This is a genomic window from Ruegeria sp. CE6 (assembly GCF_056537485.1).
The window spans coordinates 728,334-753,229 of the sequence record NZ_JBQFRR010000001.1; the positions used below are offsets into that span (position 1 = coordinate 728,334).

The following is a 24,896-nucleotide window of genomic DNA, read 5'->3' on the forward strand; positions in this document are numbered from 1 at the left end:
GTGTTTCTTGCGATCCTTCTTGGGCTTTGGCGCTTTATGATTGCCCAGGAAACGGCTCAGGAGCTGTTCGACGACAGCCTGCTATCTGCCGGTCTTGCAATTTCACGAGATGTCGCGATTTCAGGAGGTGACGCACTTTCGCCCACCACGCGCAGCTTGATCCGCGACGCGTCGGGCGGAGAGATCTTTTATCATGTTACGGGCCCGGGTGGCATCTACGTGACTGGCTATGCATACCCTCCGGCACCCGCGAACCCGTCTGCTCAAGAGGCGAACAGGCCGCAGTTTTTCGAAGCACTCTATCGCGACGAGCCGGTGCGAGTTCTTAAGCTGACAGAACGTGTGACCATAGAAAATCTCATAGGAGATGCGACGGTCACAGTTTGGCAACGTATGGCGGATCGCAACGCATTTGCAAATGAGTTGTCAATCCGCGCAGGAATTCTCATGGGAATCCTACTTGCCACTCTGGCATTTGTGGTATGGTTCGGAGTTGCTCGCGGCCTGCGGCCCCTCCTGGATTTACAGGACGCAATCGACCTGCGCTCCCCAGATGACCTGAGTGAGATCAAACGCCCTGTACCGGTCGAAGTTCAAGGTGTCGTCAAAACCTTGAATCGACTCTTTGGACAGGTGGAAAAAAGTATCAATGCCCATCAGGTGTTCATATCCGAAGCGGCACATCAGCTACGGAACCCGGCGGCCGCCGTTCAGTCGATGGCCGAAGCGCTTCGAGATGCGAAAACCGATGAAGACCGCGATAAGCGCATCATCGAGCTTGTCGCAGCGGCAAAAAACTCAGCAACAGTCGCTGAACAACTGCTATCACTTGAACGGCTCAGGCAACCGACGCACCAAGATCAAATGGTTGAAATTGATTTCCGCTCGGTTGTCGAAGAAGCCTGCGCAGAAATGGGAGTTCACATTCTTGCAAAAGGCATCGAGTTTGATGTCACGATGCCCGAGACGGCGGTCATGGTATCAGGTGATCGGGTGTTTCTAACTGAAGCTCTAAAGAACCTGTTAGACAATGCTGTTAAGCACGGTGGCGCTAAACTAAGCCGCATTTCAGTCGTCCTGCGTTCTGACGGCGGAAACGTTAGGCTTACTGTCGCTGATGACGGCGCTGGCCTTTCGCCCGACCAAAGCGAAGCTGCATTTAGTCGGTTCTCCCAGTTGGAATATTCCGAAGGCAGTGGCCTGGGTTTGTCAATCGTCTCTGCGGTGGCGCAGCGCCACGAAGGATCAGTCTTAATCAACCAAGTCGAAAGAGGAGCGAGCGTTACGCTTGAGCTTCCGATAATCCTTTGAATTGTTTCGTTTTTGACAAATCCGGCACCTATCAGGAATGAAGTACATTATTTAAAGTTGCTGCGAATGCAGGCTTTCCGCGCCCTTTTTTGCTGCGCCTGAGATGTTTACTAAACGAGCCGGCCCAGCGTGAGTTGGGGGCCCGCTTTGACGATGCGTGTCGTGCCAAGATCATCGTCATCAGGCCTACCGGTACTTTCAACTGCGACAAATGCGAGACCCTTTGGGATCAAACACTTGATCGATGAACATTTGACTGGATTTCGATCAAACGACTGATAACTTGCCTCGCAGCGGTTTTTGGTTGCAACAGCGTTGCACAGAAAATCTATTGGAGCGCGCTATTGGTAATTCCGTTTCATGTCCGGGAAATGCTTCAACGCATAAAAGCACGATTTGATGCTGACCAGATACCTCAGCAGATGGCGCCAAGCGATGCAGAGTTTTCAACCTTACGCCCATCTCGCAAGCCGACCAAGGAGATGGTCGCACGATTCTGGGAGAAGTTGAAACCAACGGCCAGCGACAAGGATCAGGCACAAATTGCAGATTCGGCGGCTATCGAAGATGCCGAGACCTATGGCGCCAATATCGAGAATTTCATCGGGACGGTTAAGCTTCCAGTCGGGGTTATTGGCCCCTTACGCCTGAACGGAATGAACGCCAACGGCGACTTTCATGTCCCCCTCGCAACAACCGAGGCAGCGCTGGTCGCATCTTACGCCCGGGGCGCCTACGCCGCCACTCGGTCGGGCGGTATCAGTACCGCTGTTTTATACGAAGGCGTGCTGCGGACCCCGGCCTTTGTGTTCGATAGCCTGCTAAGAGCGGGGCAATTTGTGGATTGGGTGGTGACCAATGTTGACAGGCTCAAATCTGCGGCCGAAGCGACGACCCGTCATGGCAAGCTTGTATCGCTGGAGCCATTCATTGACACCAACGTCGTTTTCCTGATTTGCCGCTATACCACTGGTGATGCTGCAGGTCAGAACATGGTGACCATCGCCACCGACGCCCTTTGCCACGCAATCGCGGATAGCTGTCCTGTTGCGATTGAGAACTGGTATGTCGAAGGTAATTTCTCGGGCGACAAAAAGGCCTCGGCTCTGGGGCTGGTGACGGGGCGCGGGCGGAAAGTCAGCGCCTCGGTTACGCTTCCGGCTGAGATTGTCGAAAAGACGCTGGGCACGACGGTCGAGGCGATGCTGGACTATGGCCGTGTCGCCAATCTGGGCGCACATTTGTCTGGCCAGTTTGGCGCACAGGCGCATTATGCCAACGGGCTGGCTGCGTTCTATATCGCAACCGGACAAGACGCGGCCTGCGTTGCCGAAAGTGCAATGGGCGTCACGCGTATGGAACCTAGGGGCGGCAATCTATTCTGCTCGGTCACGCTTCCGAACATCCTTGTCGGCTCGGTCGGCGGCGGAACCGGTTTGCCAAGCCAGGCAGCAGCGCTGAACATACTCGGTCTACGGGGCAGCGGGTGTGGCACGGCTTTGGCCGAAGTTGCTGCGGCCACGTGTTTATGCGGCGAAATCTCCATTGTCGCCGCGATTGCTGCCGGTCATTTCACCCGCGCCCATGAAAGTCTGGCCCGCCACAGATGAGCTTTCAGAACCGATTTTGGATTTACCAATCCGAGCGCTTTCCGCTTAAGAAAACCGTCCCCCTGCTGCTGGTGTTTTCCTCGGCCAGCATTTGTGTGTCTGCCCGTCTGGCAGATCGCCCCTTGCCCGAGTGGCCTGCCTTTGCCGCCGGTTTTGTGCTGGCCATGGCGCTGTTCTTCCAGATGCGGGTCTGTGACGAGTTCAAAGACGCCGAGGATGACCGACGTTACCGACCCAACAGGCCAATCCCACGCGGATTGGTCTCACCAGGCCAAGTTTTGAGCTTGGGCTTACTGACCATTCCAATTGCACTTGCGGCTTCCTGGTTCTGGCACCCGTCGGTTTTGTGGCTGTTGGGCGCGGTTTGGATCTGGCTCGCTGCGATGACAGTTGAATTCGGTGTCCCGGCCTGGCTGAAGGCCCGGCCGGTTCTGTACCTGCTAAGCCACATGGCAATCATGCCCTTGATCGATCTATTGCTGACTGGCCTCGAATGGCTGCCGGCAGGCGGCGCAGCACCCTCACTATGGCTGTTCCTGGCGTTGTCCTTTGTGAATGGCTGCGTCCTTGAGATCGGGCGGAAATTGTGGGCGCCCGAAAACGAGATTGAAGGGGTCGACACCTATTCCTCCCTATGGGGTCCGCGTACGGCGGGACGTATCTGGATCGGCTGCGTTCTGTTATCCTACGCGCTTCTCGCCGGCACAGGAAGCGCCACCGGAGTTGGCTGGCCAAGCGCCCTGATCGGCGCACTAGCGCTGGTTCCCTGCGGGGTTGCTGCATTCCACTACGGTCAGGCACCCACTGTGAAAGCACAGAACAGGATGGACACTGTTTCCGGTCTGTGGGTATTTTTCTGTTATGCCACGGCTGGTTTCCTACCCTACCTGATCGGAGCCGTAGCATGACTTTCATCGTCGACCAAATGGATGCCAACGACATCTCTGTGGTTGGAGGCAAAGCGGCAGCCCTGTGGCATCTGTCACAGCACGGGTTTTCCCTGCCCGCATTCTTTGTCATCACAAATGACGCGTTTCGTATGGGGCAATCGGGCCCGATCGCGCAAAAAGGCCTGCGACTGGCTGTGTCCACCGCGCTTGAAACACTCGGGTCCGGGCCGTACGCGGTACGCAGTTCTGGCCAGTCCGAAGATGGCGTGGACCACAGCCATGCAGGACAGTTCGCAACGGTCCTGAATGTTCCCGGCAAGAGTGTGATCGCGGCGGCCAAGCAGGTTTGGCAATCCGGTTTCTCATCAACGGTCGAAACCTACCGCGCGGTCAAATCCGGCGGCGAGGCCGAGGCCCCCGCAATCATCGTGCAACGCATGATCGATGCCAAAGCGGCCGGGGTAGCCTTTTCCGCCGATCCGGTCAGTGGCCGGCGCGATGTGGTCGTTATCTCAGCGATTGACGGGCTTGCAGAGCAGCTTGTGTCGGGGGAAGCGGACGGAGAAGACTGGGTCATCGATGCAGATGGCGTACCGGAAAGCGCTCCTGACGCCCCTGCACATTTGACCGTCACGGAGGCGCGATCCATCGCAGCCCTAGCCCGAAAGGCCGAGGCGTTATTCGGTTCTCCTCAGGACATCGAATGGGCCATTGATGCGCAAGGGCTGCATATTCTGCAGGCCCGCCCGATCACCACGGCCCTGCGCCCTGCCCCGCTCGAAGATCAGACGCTTACCATTTTCGACAATTCCAATATCGTCGAAAGCTATCCGGGCATCGTCAGCCCGCTGACTTATTCCTTTGCCCTGCACGTGTATTCTCAGGTATATCGCGCTTTCGTTAGGCTGCTGGGCGTGTCCCGGCACACGGTCGCGCTGAACCCCACTGTGTTTGACAATTTACTGGGGCGGGTGGACGGGCGCGCCTATTACAATCTGATCAACTGGTATCGCGCGCTGGCACTGTTGCCCGGGTTTTCACTGAACCGCAACTATATGGAAACGATGATGGGCGTTTCTGAACCGATGCCGCGTGAGGTCACGGATGCTCTTGCCCCACCCCCCACCACCGGCTGGCACAAGATCGTGGAGTACGCGAAACTGGCCAAGGTTGCGGGCGGCCTGATCTGGCAGGCCATCCGCCTACCGCAGACCCGGCGTGATTTTTACCGCAGGCTGAACGACATATTACAGACGGGGCTGAACGTGGATGCCTCTAACGCGACCCAACTGGCTGCGGAATACCGGCGCATTGAAAGCACTCTGCTGGATCGGTGGGATGCCCCGCTGATCAACGATTTCCTGTGCATGATTGCCTTTGGCGGCTCGCGCAACCTGCTGCAAAAGTGGCTGGGCGAGGCCGGGTTGACCCTGCACAACGACCTCATGATCGGGCAAGGTGATATCGTTTCGGCGGAACCCGCGCAACGCATCGCCCGGATGGGAGAGTTGGTTCGGCAGGCAGGGCTTGCCGCTCCTTTGAAGGCCAATGCAAATCTGTCGGTTTTGTCAGGACACCGACAAATCGAAGCTGAGGTTGATGCGTATCTTGAGAAGTTCGGCGACCGGTGTACGGAAGAGCTCAAGCTGGAAAGCGTTCCGTTACGCGATGACCCGACCAGTCTGTTGCTGGCCATTGCAGCCAGCGCTGAACGTCCACCTTCCGGGCGTCAGGACGGCGATGAACCGGACTGGAAGGCTCTGTTTCCGTCAAACCCACTCAAACGGTACTTCGCCAAATGGATTTTGGGCTGGACCAAGGCGCGGGTGCGCGACCGAGAAAACCTGCGCTTTGAACGCACGCGCATATTTGGTTATGCGCGGCGCGTGTTTCTGGGCATCGGCCGCGAATTCGCTGCGCGTGACCTGCTTTCATCGCCAAAGGATGTATTCTTCCTGACAACACATGAAGTTCTCGGAGCAGTCGAAGGTTATAGCCTGTCACCCGATCTGAAAGGCATCGTTGCGCAGCGCAAACTGGAAGACGAAGCCTCGTCCCGACGCCCAGATCCGCCGGAACGCATCGAAATCCGTGGCCCCGCCATCGCGCCGGTCTGGTCCGAGAGCGCAGAAGCGGAGGCGGACACTGCACGGATGAAGCAGGGCACGGGCTGTTCCGCAGGTCAGATCAAGGCGCGCGCGCGCGTGATCCGCGACCCGCGCACCGAGGCCTTAAACCCCGGAGATATACTCGTGGCGCGCCACACCGATCCGGGCTGGATCGCCGTATTCTCGAACGCATCCGCCATCGTCGTCGAACGGGGATCTCTGTTGTCACATTCTGCGATTGTCGCACGCGAACTAGGTATCCCCTGCGTGGTTGGCCTGAAAGGCGCCACCAACTGGATCGAAGATGGCGAGATGATCCGGGTCGACGGGGCAAGCGGCGCGGTAGAGCGGTGCGATGGATAGCAGTGAGATTGAGAAAAAGGCGGATTTCGACCATATCCGCTATGCCCAACTGTGGGAAGACGCGGATGTTCTTACCTCCGCCCTGGGCGATTGTGCGGGCAAGACATTGGTCTCCATCTGCTCTGCCGGGGATAATGCGCTGGCAATGCTAACACTCGATCCCGCGCGCATTGTCGTTCTGGATCTTTCACCGGCCCAGATCGCCTGCCTTAAGCTTAGGATCGCGGCCTACAAAGTGCTGACCCATCCCGAATTCATTGAACTCACCGGCTCGCGGCGAAGTACCCGACGGGGCGCATTGCTGAACCAGGTTTTGGAAGCCACAGATGCCGAAACGCGCGCTTTCTGGCGGACTCTGATCACGGAAGTCGAAAAACACGGCATCGGTGGCGTCGGCAAGTTCGAGCGCTATTTTCGCATCTTTCGAACTTGGCTACTGCCTCTTGTGCATTCACGCCGAACGATTGACGCAGTGTTTGTACCCCGCTCGCCCGCAGAGCGACAGTCGTTCTTCGACACACGGTTCAACACGGTGCGATGGCGTCTTTTGCTGAACATCTTCTTCTCTCGCCTCGTCATGGGCCGCATGGGCCGGGACAGTGCGTTTTTTGACCATGTAGAGGGTAGCCCGGCCCAACATGTCGCCCGCCGCATCCGTCATGCGGGGGTCACCATCGATCCCTCGCAAAATCCCTATCTGCACTGGATTCTCAAAGGCGATCATGGCGACGCGCTGCCAATGGCGTGGCGTTCCGAGCATTATGAGACAATCCGATCCCGGTTGGATCGTCTCGACATCCGCCTTGGATCGCTTGAGGCTTTTGTGTCGACCGACGAAAAAGCCAGAGGATTCAACCTGTCCGACATCTTCGAGTACATGTCGCCCGAGACCTTCCATCAGGTTTACGGGTCGATCCTGACCGCTGCAGAGCCAAATGCCCGACTAGTCTATTGGAACATGATGGCACCCCGGAGGGTTCCGCCAGAATTCAGAAACAAGGTTGAAACCCTGACCGACATCGAAACACAGCAGAAGGCCCGCGACATGGCATTCTTCTATTCGGATTTCGTCGTCGAAGAGTTTCAACCGTGACTGTTCTTGGGCAGATTCTGCTGGCGGCGGGGTCGGTGCTGGCTCTGGTCGGCGTAATGATGATTATACGCAATCTGGCTAATACAGCGGGCCTGAAACCCGAAGTGCAGCGCAAGCTTATGCATGTCAGCACCGGCCTCTTTGCGTTGTTGCTGCCCTGGTTGTTTCCCGATCGCTGGCCGGTTTACATGCTGATTGCGGCCACAATCCTGGTGATGCTGGCGCTGCGCCTGCCTCGTTTTTCGTCGGGTCTGGGTGCAACTTTGCATGGTGTGGATCGTACGTCCTACGGTGACTTTCTGCTCGCCCTGTCAGTTGGGCTATGTTTTCTGCTAGCCGGGGAAAACACGCTGTTCTACATCCTGCCAATTGCCGTTCTGACACTGGCGGATGCAGCCGCTGCGCTTGCCGGGACCACGTATGGAACCAAACGCTACGTGGTAGAAGATGGCGACAAGAGCTTAGAAGGGTCCGTGGTGTTTTTTGTCGTAACGCTATTGGTTGCGATCATCTGCTTCTTGTTCTTATCGAAACTCCCGCCATCTAACATCATGATGTTGTGCCTTATGGTTGCGGCTTTTGGCACATTGGTCGAAGCACAAAGCTGGCGCGGGTTTGACAACCTTTTCCTGCCGCTTGGCTTGTTGATTTTCCTAAACGGCCACTATTTCAGCTCTTTGGCAGAGCTCGCCCTGTTGGCCGCCATGTTCTTTGCCGCCCTTGCCAGTTTTGGCGTGGTGGGAACCAAACTGGGCCTGACCAAACATGCGACCCGTGTGTATGTTGTCGCGGTTTTTTTGCTGCTGGCCGCCGCAAAATTGCAGAACACAGTACTGCCGATCATGGTTCTTGCCGCACATGGCTGGGCGCGTACCGCTTCTCCTTGTGACAGTAAGTACCCCGATCTGGATATCATAGCCGCCTTGGGGCTATTGGGGTTCGGTTGGCTTGCGGCTGGAAATGCAACGGGATGGGATGCAGTTTCCTTTTTTGGGCTCAGTGCGATGGGGTTAGCTATGGGGCTCACTGCTGTGGCGCTGCGTCCCATTCCTGTTGTTATACCACTTGCTGCGGTTGTCCTGTTTCTTATTCGGACATGGGCTGTTTCCCAGAATTCTGAACAGTCGAACTGGGCCGAGCCGCTGACGGTACTGGCCCTGTTCTCATTAACTTGTTCAGTCGCAGCGCCGTTGCTCCGACCAACTTGGTTCGAAAAAGATCGGGTGCTCAGGCTGACGCTGTTGGCCCTCGCGCCGCCGTTGCTTTACTACGTTTGGATCGTTGTTGGATCGCTAAGTGCTGGGTTCTTTGCCGGAGTTTTTTCATGACCAAAGAGATCATCAGAACGACGGATGCAAAGCTGACCGTTTATCTGAACGGTCCGATCTGGGACGGCGCGCGCGCCGCGACCTTCGGCGATTTTTCCTGCAAAACGCCCGAAGCCGGTGCCGAAATCCTGCGCAAAGGGATCGAGAGGGTGCAAGACGCAGGCCTGGATCGCATCATCGGGCCGATGTCGGGCGACACCTGGCACAGTTACCGGTTCGTCTCGGATAGCGACGGGTCCGCTCCGTTCCTGATGGAGCCTACCAACAAACTTCATGAGCCCAGGGTTTTCCAGTCGGCGGGATTTACAGAGATCAGCCGGTATTTTTCGGCCCGGGTGTCGTTGCGGACCGCCGCTGGATCAGCACCGCCAGTAACCGATGGTTTTGTCGTGGAAGAATGGGATGGAACAGACCCCGAGGCCCTGTTTCGTCAGGTCTTCAAACTTTCAACCCGTGCGTTCTCAAACAACGCGTTCTACAAGCCGATTGCCGAGGCAGATTTTCTGGCCATGTATATGCCAGTTGTGCCGATGATGAAGCGCGAACTGATCCTTTTTACGCGCCGCCATGACGGCACATTGGCCGGGTTTCTGTTTGGCATTCCCAATTATGCCGAAGGCCCCAATCCGGCATCCGCAATCCTCAAGACCTATGCAAGTCTCGAACCGGGCGCCGGACGGCATCTAGCCCACCGGTTTCACAAGGCGGCGCTCAGGATGGGGTACGAAACCGCCATTCATGCGCTGATCCATGATGACAACACCTCCGCCGAGCGCAGTGCAGCGGAAGGTGCGACAATATTCCGGCGCTATACTTTGCTTGGACGGAAACTGAATGGCTGACCTGCTGTCCCAATTCGCCGCGGCGGTTAAACGGGTTCCTGACCGGACAGCCATAGTGGACGGCAAGGGCCGCGAGATCACCTTTCAAACCCTGCGCACGCGCGTTCAGCACTTGGCAGGTCGGTGGCAGGACAAGGGTATCCAGTCAGGTGATCGCGTGTTGTTGGCCATGCCTGTCAACGCGGACCTATATGCGAGTCTGGCTGCGCTTTGGACCCTTGGCGCAACCGTTGTCTTACCAGAGCCAGCCTTGGGGCTGGCCGGTCTGCGCCACGCCGCCCGAACAACGAAGCCAAAAGCGTTCTGTGCAGCGGGTGCGTATTCTTTGCTGAAGTTTCTGGTTCCGGATCTCTGGGCCCTGCCCCTGCTGACGCCTGGTAAAAGCCGCAGTAACCCGGTGGCGCAAAAGGTACAACCGGACGATATCGCCCTTATTTCCTTTACCTCTGGTACAACTGGCCTGCCCAAGGCCATTCCGCGCTCACATGCGTTTCTGATGGCGCAGCACGATGCCATCGCACCCCTCCTCGACAGCCGCAAGGCCGAGCGCGATCTGGTGGCCTTTCCGGTGTTCACCCTGATCAATCTGGCGGCCGGGCGCACAAGTGTTCTGCCCAACTGGAGGTTCAGCAAGCCGGACCGCCTGTCGACTGTGCAGTTGGAAAGCTGGCTCCAAACGCAACAGATCACCCGGGCCCTCATCCCACCATCGCTATGTGAAAAACTGGTTCAATCCGACGATACCGGTCCGTTGCACACGGTGTTCACCGGCGGCGGTCCGGTGTTTCCGAGTCTTGTCGAGGCGTTGAGAACCCGGCACAGTCTGTCGGTTGTGTGCGTCTACGGGTCGACTGAGGCTGAACCGATTGCCCATCTTGACGCCGCGGATATCACGGTGAAGGATCACCACGACATGGCTGTTGGAAGGGGTCTACTTGTGGGATACCCGGTGCCCGAAATCACGCTCCGCATCCGCGACAATGAAATTCAGGTCGCCGGCGCACATGTGAATGACGGGTATTTGGACCCGACCCACTCAAAGAACAACAAAATCGCAGAAGGTGGTGTCATATGGCATCGGACCGGTGACGCTGGCACGCTGGATGATGACGGGCGTTTATGGTTATGGGGGCACGTCGGGTCCGAAATTGAAGTCTTTTCAGGTACGCTCTTCCCCTTTGCTATCGAAATCGCGGCACAGCGATGGCCAGGCGTAGATCGATGCGCGCTCATCAATACCAAAGCAGGCCCCACACTTTGCGTCCAAGGTTCCGCGGATCACATCGACGATTGGACTAAATCTGCGCTTGGTTTTGACGTTCCAAATGTGATTTCGATTAAGCACATCCCTATGGACAAGCGTCATGCCTCCAAAGTCGATCGTACGAAACTTGCACGCATCATAGAAACCTGACGCAATATGTCTCGTAGGCCACTGAACCTGCCCAACTCATCGCTCCCGTCGCTGTGCGCGTTAACAGAGGACTGAGTGTAGCGACGAAGTCATTGTTTTAGAATTTCCAATCAAAACCTGCACACCTTGGTCAGGGGAAATCTGCAATTGCCAGTTACATCTGGCCGCATGAAACATATAATCGCAGATACACTGTTAGGGTGCGCCTCGGCGAACGGTTGATACCCATTTCATTGCACAAAGATGTTCAGCTTGACGCGTCATCCAAATCCGCCACAAACCTCAAGCGTTTCTAACCCAGGACTACTAGCCGGCTTTCTTCTATGCCGCTGCAAGAATCTCAATTAAGCTCACCCACATAATCACGACTAATAACTGCGCGCTCGCGAACTTTGCTGCTCTGCATTTTAAATTGAATAAGCTGTTGTAATGCGTCGATGAACATAAAAGATTGAAATAGAGTTCTCTTGGCTCGGTAGCTTCAGATACCCAGGAGAAACGAGTATGGGGAAAGCAGATATGACAAAACCTACTTCCGCTCAGAAAAAACTTTCGGAACGGTTACCAGTTTATCTATCGTTGGCCTGTATCATATGCAGCTACCTTGTCTCCGCCGCTTCATTGCAAGCTTCTGAGCTTCCCTGGATCAAACTAGATAGAGAGGTTCAGGCGCCATCGGGCGCCAAATCACTCTGCAAAGATTATTCGTGGGCGTGCGCGAATACTCGTACTTCTGGTCTGCCAGAAGCGCAGGAGAAACAGATCGTTAAAGCGATTAACTTGCGCGTCAATCGGAGGATCCGCGCCGTTTCGGATCAAAACCAATACGGGACAAAGGAATACTGGACGCTACCAATGCAGGGGTCAGGGGATTGCGAAGATTTCGCTTTGCAAAAGAAGTTTGAACTAATGCAGAACGGCTTGGATCCTACGAAGCTACTTATTGCAACTGTCTTAGACACCAATCGCAGTGGCCATGCAGTTTTAGTTTATCGCTCGAGTGAAGGCGATTTGATTCTGGACAATGTCACCAACAGGATCAAATCGTGGAAGGAAACGAGGTATCTTTTCCTACGAATACAGGACCCAAATCACCCTGATCGTTGGGTACAGGTTTCTAGCGGCTAAAGACAATGTGGCGCGCCTTAGAGACGCGCCACAATAAAATTTTGGTCCTGCGACTACTGGTTGTTTCGCGGCAACCCAAGTTTAGGACACCGCTTCAAACTTTGGTCAAGCTTTCGCAGCGTTGTACAAACGCGGAGTCACCAGACCTGTACTGTTCAAACCGCGCATTGCCTTGGCTGCCGCAAGCACTGCCAGATCAGCAATCGGCTCAATGACGATTACCAGCATATAAGCGCCGCCAAAGGACAGAACCGACGCCATGGTTTCTGCGCCGAAACCCTGGCCGTAGAAGGCCCAGAACCCAACCCATGCGACTACTCCTCCCTGATACGTCGCACTTAGGGCAAGAGCTTGGCTATATTTGAGGTCAACATATGCTGTGCCGGGTGCGATGATGCGGCTGGCCAGTGCTTGTAGCGCAAATAGCGGCACCAGCAGAGTGGTCAGGTTGATGAAGTACTGCGGAAGATCGAACGGGGCAAAAAACACACCCTGAATCAGGAGACCAGCTGCCAATCCAAAAGCCGCGGGTGCAGCACCGAGAAGCAGAAACAGCGTCGACCCCAGGATGAAGTGGACTTCAGAGACACCAACCGGGAAATGCGGCAGGACTTCGAAGAAAAGGAAAACCCCAACGGTGGCGAGCACCGAGCGCATAACAAAAGATGCAGGTCCATTCGCTCGCAATGTGGAAAACGTTTCTTTCGCTGCGTAAGTAGCCGCACCTGCGGCGGTAACATAGGAAAGCGCGATTTTGGCACCATTCACGATGCCCGGTTCGATATGCATGTTCTTTCTCCCTACCGCCTCACCCGGCGGCTTGTCAGGTTGAATCGACCGTAAGGCCGACAGGTTCAGTCTGGGCATAGCCCGGCGCTTTACGGCAGGTCTCCTGACTCGCGGGTGCTCGCTCCGCCAACCTTCCCGGTTCCATTACGAACCAGTGGTGTCTTGGCATCGCTCTCCGCTCACAGTTGCGGGGGCAGTTACGGAATTGGCGCCATTGAAAACACCGAACCGTATTCCCTTTTAATCCTTTTGGCTTCAGCCATCAGGAACCGAAAACAATTCACCGCTACAATGGCGGCTTCGCCTGTGTCAATTGTCTTTGCGACCTATTCCAATGTAAACTCGACCGAAGCAGGATTCACGCAACCGGTCACTTGATCGACAGGGTAAACCAAGCGTTACCTGAAACCTCTTGAAGCTCTAGCTGCTAGAGGCTTTAAGATTCGGATTAATTCGCGATAGTGCGATCCAAATACGTTAAACTTGTGAACCAGGACGAGACCTATGCTTACAAGGCGCCATTTCATTCAATCCACCACAGCGCTGTTCTCGGCGTCTGCGGCCAGTCCATTGATCGCCAAAACCTGGCCAACCGCATCGCAGAAGACCTATTGGGACAGTCAGGTCACGCCAATTGGTTACGATCCAATGACCTCAAATCCGTGGGGTGTTCATGACCGTTTTTTACCAAGACGCGTCGCGGCAAATGATGGTTTGGTTCCAGGTGACATCCATGTGGATGCCGTCGCGCGCTATCTCTATCATATCGAAGAAGACGGGACCGCAATGCGCTATGGCGTAGCGATCGCGCGTGGGAATCTTTACGAGCCCGGCACCTATGTTATCCGCCGAAAGGTCGAATGGCCACACTGGACACCAACCGCTTCAATGATCGAGCGCAACCCCGAATACGCGGAATTCCGGAATGGCATGGAGCCCGGGCCGAATAATGCTCTCGGCTCTCGTGCCCTTTATCTATACGTTGGAGACCGAGACACATATCTCAGAATTCACGGCACGCCTGAGCCAAGAAGCATCGGCGGTCGCGCAAGTTCTGGATGTGTGCGAATGATCATGGCTCATATCAATGACCTCTACCCAAACGTGAAAACCGGCTCGACCGCTTTCCTATACTCTGCCGAAGATAGCGTCACAGCCCGCTCATGAATATTGGGCAGCGTACATGGACGTCGCTGCCCTCATTTCGATCAGGCGTCGCGCGCAATGCAGATCGGAGCGCCATTCGTCGCGCGCAATGGTACCAATGTCGTCTCGACAGGTCCGCTGTGCTCATACCAAAAGCAATTATCTTCTGGCAAAAGGCGTGCCGTGGTCAAATCCTGCGCCGGCCCTGCCAGCGCTACGACCGAATCTGGCACGTTGCCTGGTTCAAGTGCTTTGCTTTTGGCCCCAGTGAACTGGGCTGAGCAACCAGCCGTAATCGAGACTAACGTGATGGTAATTGCGATCTGTTTCTGCATTGATCTGTTCCAAATTTTTTGCGTCATCTGCAATTAGATTGCATCCACACGGCCGGCCCGCAAGACGAAATGAACTAACAATATCGCAGGCAAAGAACCCGGATGAAAAAAATATAAAAGGTATTGAAGCTCTAGTTACTGTAGGAACTATTTACAAAGGACCATAGAGATTCTTGAGGTCCAATCATGTCATCCGATACCCATAGCCACGACCATGGCCACGAAAACAAACATGGTCACCACGCATGCGGTAGCGGCGGGTGTGGCGACATCGCCCCCGCCGGTCCAATTCCTGAAGGTGGTAGAAGCTTTCAGGTCTCTGGCCTTGATTGCGCCGAAGAGGTGGCGATCCTGAACCGTGTCGTCGGCCCGAAAGCAGGTGGCGAAGAGCATCTTGCATTTGATGTGATCAACGGTCGGATGACACTTCTTGAAAGTGCTGCCAAGTTATCTGACGAAGATGTCATGATGCTGGTTGCCAGTACTGGTATGACCGCCAAACCATGGGATGACGGAAATGCCGCCCAGGACCAGGCGGCGCATATTGCACGTCAGCGGCGGTTCACCACTCTTAGCGGAGGGTTTTGGGCAGCGGGTTTTGGCTGGCACATTTTCGAAACCGGCATGGGCGGTGCGCTCGGGCTGTTCTCGGGACATGGTGAGGTTCCGATGCCTTTGCCCGAGGCAGCTTTGTTCGCGGTCGCGATCTTGTTTGGCGTCTGGCTGGTGGCCCCTAAGGCCTGGTCTTCGGCGCGTCGACTTTCGCCGGATATGAACCTTTTGATGGTTGTTGCCGTCGCTGGTGCCATCGCTCTGGGTGAGTTTTTTGAAGCCGCAACTGTAGCATTTTTCTTCTCGCTCTCTCTTTATCTGGAAAGCTGGAGTGTCGGACGTGCTCGGAACGCGGTATCCGCGCTGCTTGATCTGGCCCCCCCGACGGTTCGGCTGGTTCGTGCTGACGGTTCTGAGGCAACGGTCCCGGCGGCGGATGTCTTTGTCGGTGACAGCTTCATCGTTCAGGGTGGGGATCGCATTCCACTTGACGGGGAAGTCATCGAAGGGGCTGGTGCCGTTGACCAGGCTCCAATCACAGGTGAAAGCGCGCTGATTCCCAAAGAGCTGGGTGATGAGGTCTATGCCGGCACAATCAATGGTGAAGGCACCCTCAAAATACGTGCGACGAAAACAGCGTCAGACACCGTGCTTGCCAAGATCATCCGGATGGTCGGTGATGCTCATGCGCGCCGCGCGCCGGTTGAGCAGTGGGTTACAAAATTTGCGCGGATCTATACGCCCATCGTTATGGTCGTCGCAGTGGCCATCGCCCTGATCCCGCCGCTTGCATTTGGCGCATCGTGGGGCTTCTGGTTTTACAATGCGCTTGTTCTGCTGGTTATCGCCTGCCCCTGTGCGCTCGTAATTTCCACACCGGTTTCAATCGTTGCGGCTTTGACCGCTTCGGCCCGGGCTGGGGTTCTGATTAAGGGCGGCGCATATATCGAGGCCCCCGGGCGTACCACCGCACTGGCCATGGACAAGACAGGCACGATCACCATGGGTGAGCCTGAAGTGGCCAATGTCTATCCGCTGGGCGCCGCATCCGAGCAGGAGCTGTTGGCGAGCGCTGCCAGCCTTGAGGTTCGGTCTTCACACCCGCTGGCCCGCGCCATTTTGACCAAGGCAGAACAGACCGACATTTCGATATCGGCGGCTGAAGACATCCGAACCGTTCCCGGTCGTGGTCTGGAAGGCCGTACCGAGCGTGGAGATATCTGGCTTGGCTCTGACCGCTTCGCTGTCGAGAAAGGCTTTGGCGCGTCCATCCCTGCCGAGTTGCGCAACCAAATCGAGAGCGCGGGAAGCACACTTGTTGTTGTCGGGGATGAGAACGGGTTAACCGGTTTGCTTGAGCTGCGGGACCGCATTCGACCCGAAGCCCGAAGCATCGTAGCCCAGCTTCATGCGCAGGGCGTGAAGTCAATCATCATGCTGACTGGTGACAACGAACAAACAGCGAGAGCGGTAGCAGCCGAAGTCGGCATCGACGAAGTCCGGGCCCAACTTCTGCCGGAGGACAAAGTCGCTGCGATTGAGGAACTGGCAGAACAGCACGAGATGGTTGCGATGATCGGCGATGGCGTCAACGACGCGCCTGCGATGGCTCGGGCACATTATGCAGTTGCGATGGGTGCAGTTGGATCTGATGCTGCTATTGAGACTGCAGACATTGCTCTGATGACTGATGACATCGGCAAAGTACCCTGGCTGATCGATCATTCACGTCGAACCATGTCGATCATCCGTCAGAACATCGGCTTCTCACTTGCGACCAAAGCACTGTTTGTGACCCTTACCGGTTTTGGATTGGCATCAATGTGGGGTGCAATCGCCGCAGATGTCGGAGTGTCCTTGCTGGTCGTGGCTAACGCCTTGCGGCTTCTGAAAGCCTCGGAGGGTAACATACACTCAACAGGAACAGAAACCGTTGGAACGCCAGGTGAAAATGCTGAATTGACGCATGGGCAGTAATCAGGCGCGCGGCACCTAAGATCGCGTGTGCTGTGGGATGCCCACTGAAATCAGCATCCCACAGCCGATTTTCACAATCTATCACTGTGGCGTGGTGCCCGATGTATCAATCAGTCTTGGATCTTGTATGGCATTTCATCCTGAAGATGAGGGCACATTGACACTGATCTGGCTTCCCGGAGCCGCACTTTAATCAGTCAACTTCATCCTGAATGAGGGGGGTTAGTTTGGATCGCCCCACTGCCCCACCCTCTGCTACTGCCAGATCCATTGCCATCATCCTGTAATCACCGCGCATCCATGAAGAAAACAAGTTCTTGTAGAACTGCGAAAGCGGGTGTCCCGACTGCCCGGATGGTGTCAGGAAAAAGAAGCCTTTGTCTTCTGAAACAGACATGACGGCCTGAAAATTCGTGCCGATATTTGTTGCAAACGGTTTTTCGTCAGACATCCCGAATTGAGACGAGAGCAATGAATAAGGTCCTCCGGACTTCGGTTCCCGCACAGATAACAACCCATTGAGGAATCCGGCTGGGCTAACCGCAGACCAATCCAGATTCACAACGTGTTCAGATCCCCAGCTCCACGAAGAAAGGTCGGGACCGTAGCGCTCGGTTATCCAGACGAGCGCATCGTCGAGTGCGAGAACGATCCACTCGTCGCTGGTTTCGACACGAGTTGAGGTGCGATTGTCACACCACATCGCGGCCTCTTCTCTATTTGAAAGAACCGCGGCAAGAAAATATGGATTCGGATTGGTCCACAAATCACGCGCCGCAGGAAATTCATCCTGTAGAAATCGGCGTTGCAAAGCACGCGCCCATGCCCAGAATATCAATGGCTCCGGCGAAAAACGATCCATTTCACCGTTCCATTCAGCCAAGCGGTTCAAGGCATCCTGTCGGATTCCATCGAGCGGGTCGTCGGTTGCGGGGATCATGGGTGCAGAACGCCACAAGTCCGCTGCCATCAGAGGCAACAAGCTACGCGCTGCTGAACTAACGGTATCTTGTTGTACCGCCATAACACCATCAACTGAAAAAACGCGTTGGCGCGCATCAAGTTCTGTGAGCCGTTGCTGCCGAAGCAGGATTGCATCTTCATCGGAGATGCCCGGCCAGGTCATGACGTCTTCTTTGTCAATAACGACGGTCTCCAACCCGAACAGAGGCATTTCAGAGATCAACTTCACGGCGTCTTTTGCGGTGACTACCTGTGTCAGTCGGTAAAGAGTTTTTAAAAAGATATCGCTATCTACCCGTTCGGATGTGCCGTTTTGCAATTCAGGTTGCCCGGCATTTGAGTCCAAGGCCCAAGCAACGTCATTTGAACGACCCAGAACAACGAACGGAACGCCGGGCAAAGTCACCCCTGCTACTGCCCCCGAGGGAAATTGAAGATCAGCCATGTACCAGGATGATGGGAGCGAAAGCGGCCCGCTAGTCTCGATCGCGAGAATTGGGGAATTGGAAACCGTTCGTTCACTGGTCAATGCCCAGGCTCCCAGCCGAGCTTTTGGCGTGTTCATGATCAATCCAGGTGTTTTCGGTCTGTCGCCTGGAATTGACGCGCCGCCGCTCTCTGTCTCCCGCAGATTGTCTAGAAACTGTTGAGTTATTCTGAGACTATCCTCTGGCCGCCAAGCCATGATGGTCTTTTCATCGTACAACAACAGTTCTGGTGCCCCCCGGCCACGCCGGTCTTTTGACACCTCCCCGATCCAGGCATTGACGCCAGCTGCATAGGCAATCAGCATTTCGGACAAAACTGGATCCATATCGCGATATCGCGGAACCGGCACTTTGCCCGAAGCGGACCGCCGTTCCCTTAACATCTGACCCAATCGATCCTGCGCATGAACGAAACCAAGTGCGAAATAGGCATCGGACGGGGATGAAGCCGAGATATGTGGGATCGCCATAGAGTCCCTCAGGACTTCCACAGAATCTTTCAAACCCTCTAACCTAAAATCTTCCTCATAGTCCGGAAGAGAAGCCAGCATGAGATATGTAGCCGTGCTGAAACAGACAGTAGCGATGAACAGGGCTGCCAGAACCAACCCAAGCACAATCCTGAGCAGCGCTTTCAATTTCAACCACCAATCGGATCAGCCTAGGACACCAGACGCACAACTGCGATCGACAGAAAGAACGCAATCAGGCCACAAACGATGGCGTATCCTGCAGCATACTGAAGAATATCAAGGCTGTTGCCATTCCGGCGCTTTGCCAGGACCCCACCCCAAACGGCGCCAACCAAGGCACCTGCGATTGCCATCATCTTACATCCTCTGATTTTGTTCATTTGCGGTGCAGTTCACTTCAGGCGTTCAAACCGTCAAACTGATAGCCGCGCGTCTGGAGGCGTTCTGAAAGAACTCTCACGAGTTAGCTTCGCGTTTCTTGGCAGTGAGATCGCCCAGCTGCTTCTCAAGCTGTGCCCGTGCACTACTTAATCGCTTTTGCGCTGCTTCGTTTTCTACCTTGTCATTCGCAGCGGCAGCAAGTCGATCGTCAGAAAGCGGGTCTGTCGGGCGCCCGTCGACCAATACTTCATAATGAAGATTTGGGCCGGTCGCGGTGCCGGTCGACCCGACACGACCAACCACCTGGCCCGCCTCCACGCGCTGACCTTTGGTCAGACCATCGGCGGTTGCGCTAAGATGCGTGTATCGCGTGACCGTGTCCGATCCATGAGCGATTTCGACCACACGCCCATACCCCCCGCGCCAACCAATATAAGACACGCGGCCCGGGGCCGTAGCATGCACCGGAGTACCACGTGCAGCAGCAAAATCGACACCTGTATGCATCCGAACATTTCCGTAGACCGGGTGCTTCCGCCGACCAAAGACTGAACTCAGGCGCGCGCCCTCGACTGGCTGCGAAAAGACGCGAAGAAGCTCACCATCGACATAGATTGTGGCGCGGCCATTTTCGGCGTCTGGCCATGCTATTTCGTAAAGTTGGTCATCAACTTCCAGCGCCGCAAAAATGAGTTCTGGCTGGCCTGTTCTCTCGCCATCGATGCTCTTTTCGCGCCAGAGAAGACGGAGAGCTTCACCACCTGTCAGGTCCCTCCGAAAATCCACTGTGCCGCTCAGCATCTGCGCCAGATCCACCGCAAAACGAACCGGGATCTTTGCGCTACTCAGAGCATTTGAGATCGAAGTTTCGATCTCTGTTTTGCGGGCCAGAATGACAGTGTCGGGTTCCGGTGAGACCACGCGCGTGGACAACGTCTCGCTAAGTGTCACTTCAATTCTCACTCCATCTTCCACAGCGAGCTCCACACTCCGCAGTTGATCCGCTGCCGTTGCAACGACTGTTATCGAGTGACCCGGCCGCAAGCGCCGCAAGTCGTATTCAGCGCCAAGTGCAAGTGCGATTTCGGCGCGATCGGTTGCGTCGATCCCCGCGTCAGACAGCATACTGTCGAGTGTGTCACCCACCGCAAGCTCGCGCGTCCATGTTCGTGAAGGTGGTTCAACAGGTGGCAAAGGTTCCTCTGCCTGAATGGGTTCCGGCTGAGCAGGTCGAAACGAAACGGGGCTTGGAGCGAGTTCTGCCGATGGTACGTTCAGCAACGGAGCCGATGTGATCTGCGGTTCCGCAGGAAGCTTGGGCACCGGAAAGACCGTGGGCGCAGGCGCCGTCACTTCAGACCTGTTCGAGGCAATGAACACGATCGAAGCAATTGAGACGCTGCTGATCGCGATTGCCGAGGTTGCTAGAAACCGTGCGTTCATGATGTTTTATCCGCTCCACTTTTCAAAGCACGACGGATCTTGGGCACAGCGAATTCTCTCTGCTCATGATAGTCGATGGTGCTGACAAATTCGCCTGTGGGGCTAAACAGAAATACACTTGCAGTGTGGTTCATTGTGTAGTCGCCATCTTCCATTGGAACTTTTTCATAAGTGGCGCGAAAATCGTCTGCGGCCTGAGCGATTTGGTCCGAAACGCCGACCCACCCTCGGACAGCGGGATGAAAGTAGCTGACATAGTCGGCCATAGATTCGACTGTGTCTCTTTCAGGGTCTACGGTTATGAACACGACGTTCAATTCATCCGCGTCATTGCTCAGATCATCCAGCCAGAGGGAAATATCCGAAAGTGTCGTCGGGCAAACATCCGGGCAGTAGGTAAAGCCGAAGAACACCATTGTTGCACGTCCGACGAGCGATTGCGGGGTGACGGTGGTCCCTTCGTGATCAACCATGCGAAAGTTCATGTCTGACAACGCAAGGGGACGAAGGCGATCAGATTGAGCCGCTCCCGGCCCATCCACTTGCCACCATCCGGCAAAGAGTGTCAGCTCGATTGCACCAAGCCCAGCAGCCCCAAATGTGAGAACGCGTCGCCGTTGCATCAGTTCTCGGGGCCTCGCACAGCAATACCAAATATCGGTACGTTGACAGTCTTTTCTGCGCCATCGGCAAAGATAAGAGTCAGCGTAAAGCTCTCGCCTTCGGTCATAGGGCGTTGCAGCCGCATGAGCATTGCGTGGAGCCCGCCCGGCTCAAGCGCTACGGAACCGCCCGGCGCAATTTCCAGCTCGCCAGCTGGTGCCATGGAACTGACGCCCTCTGCATTGGTCGATGTCTGATGGATCTCGGGCATCATCGCAAGATCGGTGCGGATAGACGTCAGCGTGACGGCCTCATTGCCGGTGTTGCGGATCGTCATGTAAGCGGCCCCCGGCCGGTTGGTGCCGATAGACGCGCGCGACCAGGCACCTTCAACGACAACATCATCGACCCCTGCCAGTACCGGCGCCGAGAGAATGGCCGTAAAACCGAATGCACTTAGCACACCTGCCAGAAGTGTATTTTTTGCAGTGAGTCTCATAGTACCTCTCGCTACTGCTCAGCTTTGCAGTGCTGCAACTTCTGCAGCGACCAGGCGTCTCAATTCAGCCTCACCAAACGGATCCAGAGATTTGCCATTGACGAAGAATGTCGGAGTTTGCCTTATACCGACCGCTTCGACATCAGCGCGATCCTGATTGAGAACACCGACTGTCTGGGGCGCAAGCATTTGTGCCTGCGCTGCCTCGGCATCCAGTCCCGCCGCTGCTGCAATTCGAATAATAAGACCAGGCTCAGGCGCACCATGCGCGGCCCATTTGGGCTGCTCTCGCAACACGGCTTCCAGTACCGGTTCAAAGACCCCCTGCATGCGTGCCGCTTCAAGCACGCGGATCGCCTCCTCTGAGCCCTCGCCATGGAAAGGGGTGTACCGGATCACAACGCGCACGGCGTCTCCATGCTGAGCCATTATGTCCTTCACGACCGGATGAAAGGCGCGGCAGGCTTCACAAGCCGGATCGAAAAATTCGACAATTGTAACCGGTGCATCTTTAGGGCCGAGAACAGGCGAGTAAGAACGGATAAGTGTTTCAGCGATTTCGGGTGCGACAGGCTCGATATTGCCTGAAGCAGTCGTTCGGTTCACGTACCAGGCGGCGGCCCCGAATCCGGCCCCACCGAGCGCGAGAACGGACAAGATCATGCCACGTCTGTTCATACTTGTTTCTCCTTGAGTGAAAGAGCACATAGAGCGCCGATCAGCGCAAACGAAACGAGCGCCATCAGCGGAATCGGGATGCCCAAAACAGATTGATTTGCGTCGGTGCAGGACGGACCACTTGCCGAGCATGGTTGGATTTTTTCGGGGATCAGACCAGCATACAGGCCCATGTGCCACAAGGCGACAGCAGCGCCCCCAAATGCCAGTGCTATCCCGTATCGGCCCACGTTCTGGTCCTGCCACCACAGGCCAAGCCCCAGTACGATCGCCAATGGGAACATGAACGCACGCTGGAACCAGCACAGCACACAGGGCGTCTGCCCCAGGATCTCTCCAATGAACAGAACAGAAAGAGACGCAACCAGAGCAATCGCCCAGGCCAGGCCAAGAAGTGTATCTTTAGAAAACCGGGACATGGTGCTCAGAGTCTCTGTTTCAGATCCGCAAGAATTTCTTCGGCAGGCGTGCCATATGACCAGGACTGGACGAATCCAGCGTCCTTGTTGAACAGAAACAGATGAGAGGTATGCCCCATCGTATAACCGTCCGGCGCAGTGGCTTGTTCGATCCGTTCGTAGAAAATTGGAAAGGTCTTGGACGTCTCCGCAATCTGCTCCGGCGTGCCTGTAAGCCCAATGATCCCCGCATCGAAAAGTGGCACGTACTCGGCCAGCACGGCCGGAGTGTCGCGCTCGGGGTCGATGGATATGAAGATAGGTTGCACTTGGGTTGATTGATTTCCCAGACCTTCCTGCACTGCTGCCACCTCGGACAGTGTTGTAGGGCAAACGTCCGGGCAGTTGGTGAAACCGAAAAACACCAACATCCACTTGCCTGCAAAGTCGTTCTGGGTACGGACAACACCAGAGTGATCTGTCAGTTCGAACCTGGCTTCGAACGGAACAGACCCCTCCTCAATCCGCGCAGGTCTATATTCTGACCACAGCATCAGATATGCAAATGCCGCCGTTGCGACACCAGCCAGTGCCCATAAGATTTTCTGAAATACGGTCAGTTTCAAAGCTAGCCGTCCGCCTGTGATTCTTGGTTCAGAACGGCATGTACACCCTCTACCTGCTAGAGGTTCAAAGGGGATTTTGAGCCTGCGGCTGGGTGTCACAGGTCCAACGTCTGGAAGGTGCTATTGTGCGGCGTCAACCCGAGCCTACATAAGCTGTAGCTTTGTAAGGAGACCCAGATGCTGACGATCGGAACGCTTGGAAAAAAGACCGGAACCAAGGTTCAGACGATCCGCTACTACGAGCAGATCGGACTTATGCCGGAACCGGGGCGCACCGAAGGTGGCCAGCGGCGTTATGGCCATACCGAACTGGATCGCCTGGCTTTTATCCGTCACGCCCGCCAATTGGGGTTTTCGCTTGAGGCGATACGCGAACTGCTTGATTTGTCCGACGATCCGGATCGCCCATGTCATGAAGCCGACAGTATTGCGCGCCGACAACTCAAACAGATTGAGCAAAGAATGGCGCGGCTAGAAGCGTTGCGGACCGAGCTGGAGCGCATGGTGCATGAATGCAGTGGCGGCAACACCTCGGATTGTCGTGTACTCGAAGTTCTACGCGATCATTCCGAATGTCTTACTGATCACGAAGACATCGGCGCGTAACCCTAGGCAGCGTTGTTGCGAACTGGAAATAGCCTCTTGAAGCTACAGTCACTGTAGCAATTACAAGTCTTTCTGAGTTGATTCGACGAGAGACCAAATGCTGAACCGAGACCCGTTGTTAACCGCCACACCTCTGCTTGATTTTGAAACACCCGCAATTTCTGGGCTCATAACGGAACGGCGCTGGCCCGATCTGCCTATCGGGGATCGAATTGGCGCTATTTATGATTTCGTTCGTAACGAGATTGCCTTTGGTTACAACCGTGCAGACGATATCCTGGCTTCAGAGGTGCTCGCTAACGGCTTTGGGCAATGCAATACCAAGGGCACTCTTTTGATGGCACTGTTTCGCGGCAGCGGTATTCGATGCCGTTTGCATGGCTTTACGATCCACAAAGAGTTGCAGAGGGGTGTGGTCCCCGAATTGATTTATCCGCTGGCGCCAGAAGAAATCTTGCATTCGTGGGTCGAAGTCGAAGTAGACGGTCGTTGGGTCAACCTCGAAGGATTTATTCTGGATCAGCCATACTTGGAGGCCTTGCAGCATAACTTTGCAGAAACAGAAAGCCTGTGCGGTTATGGGGCGGGTACCCGTTGTTTGAGCACCCCTCAGGTCGAATGGGAAGGTCGTGACACGTACATTCAGAAAACCGGAATCGTGAAGGATTTTGGCGTTTTTGATAGTCCGGATGCGTTCTATGCTGACCATGCGCAAAGTTTCGGGAGCATTCGTGGTTGGCTCTATCGCTTCATATTCCGTCACTGGATGAACGCGCGCGTACGTTCCCTGCGCAATGGGAAGCTGAAGGCTCGAATGGCCGCCACGCATACACACGGAAATGCATAGCGGGG

23 protein-coding genes and 1 riboswitch are annotated in these 24,896 nt (G+C 55.5%); of the genes, 13 read left to right on the forward strand and 10 right to left on the reverse strand.

Translation table 11 applies throughout. The features are described from left to right. The 9 genes from ACR0DK_RS03585 to ACR0DK_RS03625 all read left to right on the forward strand — a co-directional run bounded on the left by ACR0DK_RS03585 (position 1) and on the right by ACR0DK_RS03625 (position 12,087). On the forward strand, positions 1-1,311 hold the full coding sequence (locus ACR0DK_RS03585) for a sensor histidine kinase (protein ID WP_480734772.1): 1,311 nt from the start codon (positions 1-3) through the stop codon (positions 1,309-1,311). Between the two features lie 371 nt (positions 1,312-1,682). After that, complete coding sequence (locus ACR0DK_RS03590; RefSeq protein ID WP_480734773.1) at positions 1,683-2,921, forward strand: hydroxymethylglutaryl-CoA reductase; 1,239 nt, start codon at positions 1,683-1,685, stop codon at positions 2,919-2,921. After that, positions 2,918-3,829 carry a UbiA family prenyltransferase gene (locus tag ACR0DK_RS03595; protein ID WP_480734774.1) on the forward strand — a complete coding sequence of 304 codons (912 nt, stop codon included), beginning with the start codon at positions 2,918-2,920 and terminating at the stop codon, positions 3,827-3,829. Before ACR0DK_RS03590 ends, ACR0DK_RS03595 begins: the two co-directional genes overlap by 4 nt. Next, the gene (locus ACR0DK_RS03600; protein ID WP_480734775.1) at positions 3,826-6,282 is read left to right on the forward strand and encodes a PEP/pyruvate-binding domain-containing protein; all 2,457 of its coding nucleotides are present in this window, start codon (positions 3,826-3,828) and stop codon (positions 6,280-6,282) included. Before ACR0DK_RS03595 ends, ACR0DK_RS03600 begins: the two co-directional genes overlap by 4 nt. Next, entirely contained in the window at positions 6,275-7,375 is a 1,101-nt protein-coding gene (locus ACR0DK_RS03605) for a BtaA family protein (protein WP_480734776.1), read from the forward strand. Before ACR0DK_RS03600 ends, ACR0DK_RS03605 begins: the two co-directional genes overlap by 8 nt. Beyond that, positions 7,372-8,703: a hypothetical protein gene (locus ACR0DK_RS03610; protein ID WP_480734777.1), complete on the forward strand. Its 1,332-nt coding sequence runs from the start codon at positions 7,372-7,374 to the stop codon at positions 8,701-8,703. The genes ACR0DK_RS03605 and ACR0DK_RS03610 overlap by 4 nt, the downstream gene beginning before the upstream one ends. Then, positions 8,700-9,545, forward strand: a complete 846-nt coding sequence (locus ACR0DK_RS03615; protein ID WP_480734778.1) for a hypothetical protein — start codon at positions 8,700-8,702, stop codon at positions 9,543-9,545. Before ACR0DK_RS03610 ends, ACR0DK_RS03615 begins: the two co-directional genes overlap by 4 nt. Then, positions 9,538-10,959, forward strand: a complete 1,422-nt coding sequence (locus ACR0DK_RS03620; protein WP_480734779.1) for an AMP-binding protein — start codon at positions 9,538-9,540, stop codon at positions 10,957-10,959. The genes ACR0DK_RS03615 and ACR0DK_RS03620 overlap by 8 nt, the downstream gene beginning before the upstream one ends. Positions 10,960-11,463: 504 nt before the next feature. Then, entirely contained in the window at positions 11,464-12,087 is a 624-nt protein-coding gene (locus ACR0DK_RS03625) for a transglutaminase-like cysteine peptidase (RefSeq protein ID WP_255611833.1), read from the forward strand. 105 nt (positions 12,088-12,192) lie between these two features. Here ACR0DK_RS03625 and ACR0DK_RS03630 read toward each other — a convergent pair whose 3' ends face one another. Next, positions 12,193-12,876: an energy-coupling factor ABC transporter permease gene (locus tag ACR0DK_RS03630; RefSeq protein ID WP_170663599.1), complete on the reverse strand. Its 684-nt coding sequence runs from the start codon at positions 12,874-12,876 to the stop codon at positions 12,193-12,195. A 76-nt stretch (positions 12,877-12,952) separates the two neighbouring features. Next, positions 12,953-13,165: riboswitch (cobalamin riboswitch) on the reverse strand. 215 nt (positions 13,166-13,380) lie between these two features. Here ACR0DK_RS03630 and ACR0DK_RS03635 point away from each other — a divergent pair. After that, the gene (locus ACR0DK_RS03635; RefSeq protein WP_170392745.1) at positions 13,381-14,043 is read left to right on the forward strand and encodes a L,D-transpeptidase; all 663 of its coding nucleotides are present in this window, start codon (positions 13,381-13,383) and stop codon (positions 14,041-14,043) included. 41 nt (positions 14,044-14,084) lie between these two features. Here the strand turns inward: ACR0DK_RS03635 and ACR0DK_RS03640 are convergent, their stop codons facing one another. Continuing rightward, positions 14,085-14,357 carry a hypothetical protein gene (locus ACR0DK_RS03640; RefSeq protein ID WP_480734780.1) on the reverse strand — a complete coding sequence of 91 codons (273 nt, stop codon included), beginning with the start codon at positions 14,355-14,357 and terminating at the stop codon, positions 14,085-14,087. Positions 14,358-14,543: 186 nt separating this feature from the next. On the opposite strand from ACR0DK_RS03640, the gene ACR0DK_RS03645 reads away from it, so the two are divergent. Next, the gene (locus ACR0DK_RS03645; protein ID WP_480734781.1) at positions 14,544-16,886 is read left to right on the forward strand and encodes a heavy metal translocating P-type ATPase; all 2,343 of its coding nucleotides are present in this window, start codon (positions 14,544-14,546) and stop codon (positions 16,884-16,886) included. 193 nt (positions 16,887-17,079) lie between these two features. Here the strand turns inward: ACR0DK_RS03645 and ACR0DK_RS03650 are convergent, their stop codons facing one another. The 8 genes from ACR0DK_RS03650 to ACR0DK_RS03685 all read right to left on the reverse strand — a co-directional run bounded on the left by ACR0DK_RS03650 (position 17,080) and on the right by ACR0DK_RS03685 (position 23,438). Continuing rightward, positions 17,080-18,975, reverse strand: coding sequence for a penicillin acylase family protein (locus tag ACR0DK_RS03650; protein WP_480734782.1), 1,896 nt, complete (start codon positions 18,973-18,975; stop codon positions 17,080-17,082). 23 nt (positions 18,976-18,998) lie between these two features. Continuing rightward, the gene (locus ACR0DK_RS03655; protein ID WP_480436033.1) at positions 18,999-19,166 is read right to left on the reverse strand and encodes a hypothetical protein; all 168 of its coding nucleotides are present in this window, start codon (positions 19,164-19,166) and stop codon (positions 18,999-19,001) included. 100 nt (positions 19,167-19,266) lie between these two features. Then, complete coding sequence (locus ACR0DK_RS03660) at positions 19,267-20,634, reverse strand: peptidoglycan DD-metalloendopeptidase family protein (RefSeq protein ID WP_480436031.1); 1,368 nt, start codon at positions 20,632-20,634, stop codon at positions 19,267-19,269. Then, the gene (locus tag ACR0DK_RS03665; protein WP_480734783.1) at positions 20,631-21,257 is read right to left on the reverse strand and encodes an SCO family protein; all 627 of its coding nucleotides are present in this window, start codon (positions 21,255-21,257) and stop codon (positions 20,631-20,633) included. Before ACR0DK_RS03665 ends, ACR0DK_RS03660 begins: the two co-directional genes overlap by 4 nt. After that, positions 21,257-21,736 carry a copper chaperone PCu(A)C gene (locus tag ACR0DK_RS03670; RefSeq protein WP_480734784.1) on the reverse strand — a complete coding sequence of 160 codons (480 nt, stop codon included), beginning with the start codon at positions 21,734-21,736 and terminating at the stop codon, positions 21,257-21,259. Before ACR0DK_RS03670 ends, ACR0DK_RS03665 begins: the two co-directional genes overlap by 1 nt. A gap of 18 nt (positions 21,737-21,754) precedes the next feature. Next, entirely contained in the window at positions 21,755-22,414 is a 660-nt protein-coding gene (locus ACR0DK_RS03675) for a DsbA family protein (RefSeq protein ID WP_223116995.1), read from the reverse strand. Beyond that, positions 22,411-22,833 carry a disulfide bond formation protein B gene (locus tag ACR0DK_RS03680; protein WP_480734785.1) on the reverse strand — a complete coding sequence of 141 codons (423 nt, stop codon included), beginning with the start codon at positions 22,831-22,833 and terminating at the stop codon, positions 22,411-22,413. Before ACR0DK_RS03680 ends, ACR0DK_RS03675 begins: the two co-directional genes overlap by 4 nt. A gap of 5 nt (positions 22,834-22,838) precedes the next feature. Beyond that, positions 22,839-23,438 (reverse strand): SCO family protein, encoded by a 600-nt coding sequence (locus ACR0DK_RS03685; RefSeq protein ID WP_480734786.1) that lies wholly within the window; start codon positions 23,436-23,438, stop codon positions 22,839-22,841. 177 nt (positions 23,439-23,615) lie between these two features. Between ACR0DK_RS03685 and ACR0DK_RS03690 the strand changes: the two genes are divergently transcribed. After that, positions 23,616-24,044 (forward strand): MerR family transcriptional regulator, encoded by a 429-nt coding sequence (locus ACR0DK_RS03690; protein ID WP_170392752.1) that lies wholly within the window; start codon positions 23,616-23,618, stop codon positions 24,042-24,044. Positions 24,045-24,141: 97 nt separating this feature from the next. Further along, on the forward strand, positions 24,142-24,891 hold the full coding sequence (locus tag ACR0DK_RS03695; protein ID WP_223116997.1) for a transglutaminase-like domain-containing protein: 750 nt from the start codon (positions 24,142-24,144) through the stop codon (positions 24,889-24,891). Positions 24,892-24,896: the final 5 nt, after the last annotated feature.

Bases quoted from the DNA above. Each gene is read 5' to 3' on its own strand.
- ACR0DK_RS03620 (WP_480734779.1), top strand. From the start codon at position 9,538: ATGGCTGACCTGCTGTCCCAATTCGCCGCGGCGGTTAAACGGGTTCCT.
- ACR0DK_RS03600 (WP_480734775.1), top strand. From the start codon at position 3,826: ATGACTTTCATCGTCGACCAAATGGATGCCAACGACATCTCTGTGGTT.
- ACR0DK_RS03670 (WP_480734784.1), bottom strand. From the start codon at position 21,736: ATGAGACTCACTGCAAAAAATACACTTCTGGCAGGTGTGCTAAGTGCA.
- ACR0DK_RS03605 (WP_480734776.1), top strand. From the start codon at position 6,275: ATGGATAGCAGTGAGATTGAGAAAAAGGCGGATTTCGACCATATCCGC.
- ACR0DK_RS03635 (WP_170392745.1), top strand. From the start codon at position 13,381: ATGCTTACAAGGCGCCATTTCATTCAATCCACCACAGCGCTGTTCTCG.
- ACR0DK_RS03665 (WP_480734783.1), bottom strand. From the start codon at position 21,257: ATGCAACGGCGACGCGTTCTCACATTTGGGGCTGCTGGGCTTGGTGCA.
- ACR0DK_RS03655 (WP_480436033.1), bottom strand. From the start codon at position 19,166: ATGATGGCAATCGCAGGTGCCTTGGTTGGCGCCGTTTGGGGTGGGGTC.
- ACR0DK_RS03615 (WP_480734778.1), top strand. From the start codon at position 8,700: ATGACCAAAGAGATCATCAGAACGACGGATGCAAAGCTGACCGTTTAT.
- ACR0DK_RS03630 (WP_170663599.1), bottom strand. From the start codon at position 12,876: ATGCATATCGAACCGGGCATCGTGAATGGTGCCAAAATCGCGCTTTCC.
- ACR0DK_RS03660 (WP_480436031.1), bottom strand. From the start codon at position 20,634: ATGAACGCACGGTTTCTAGCAACCTCGGCAATCGCGATCAGCAGCGTC.
- ACR0DK_RS03625 (WP_255611833.1), top strand. From the start codon at position 11,464: ATGGGGAAAGCAGATATGACAAAACCTACTTCCGCTCAGAAAAAACTT.
- ACR0DK_RS03640 (WP_480734780.1), bottom strand. From the start codon at position 14,357: ATGCAGAAACAGATCGCAATTACCATCACGTTAGTCTCGATTACGGCT.
- ACR0DK_RS03690 (WP_170392752.1), top strand. From the start codon at position 23,616: ATGCTGACGATCGGAACGCTTGGAAAAAAGACCGGAACCAAGGTTCAG.
- ACR0DK_RS03695 (WP_223116997.1), top strand. From the start codon at position 24,142: ATGCTGAACCGAGACCCGTTGTTAACCGCCACACCTCTGCTTGATTTT.
- ACR0DK_RS03675 (WP_223116995.1), bottom strand. From the start codon at position 22,414: ATGAACAGACGTGGCATGATCTTGTCCGTTCTCGCGCTCGGTGGGGCC.
- ACR0DK_RS03595 (WP_480734774.1), top strand. From the start codon at position 2,918: ATGAGCTTTCAGAACCGATTTTGGATTTACCAATCCGAGCGCTTTCCG.
- ACR0DK_RS03590 (WP_480734773.1), top strand. From the start codon at position 1,683: ATGCTTCAACGCATAAAAGCACGATTTGATGCTGACCAGATACCTCAG.
- ACR0DK_RS03680 (WP_480734785.1), bottom strand. From the start codon at position 22,833: ATGTCCCGGTTTTCTAAAGATACACTTCTTGGCCTGGCCTGGGCGATT.
- ACR0DK_RS03645 (WP_480734781.1), top strand. From the start codon at position 14,544: ATGTCATCCGATACCCATAGCCACGACCATGGCCACGAAAACAAACAT.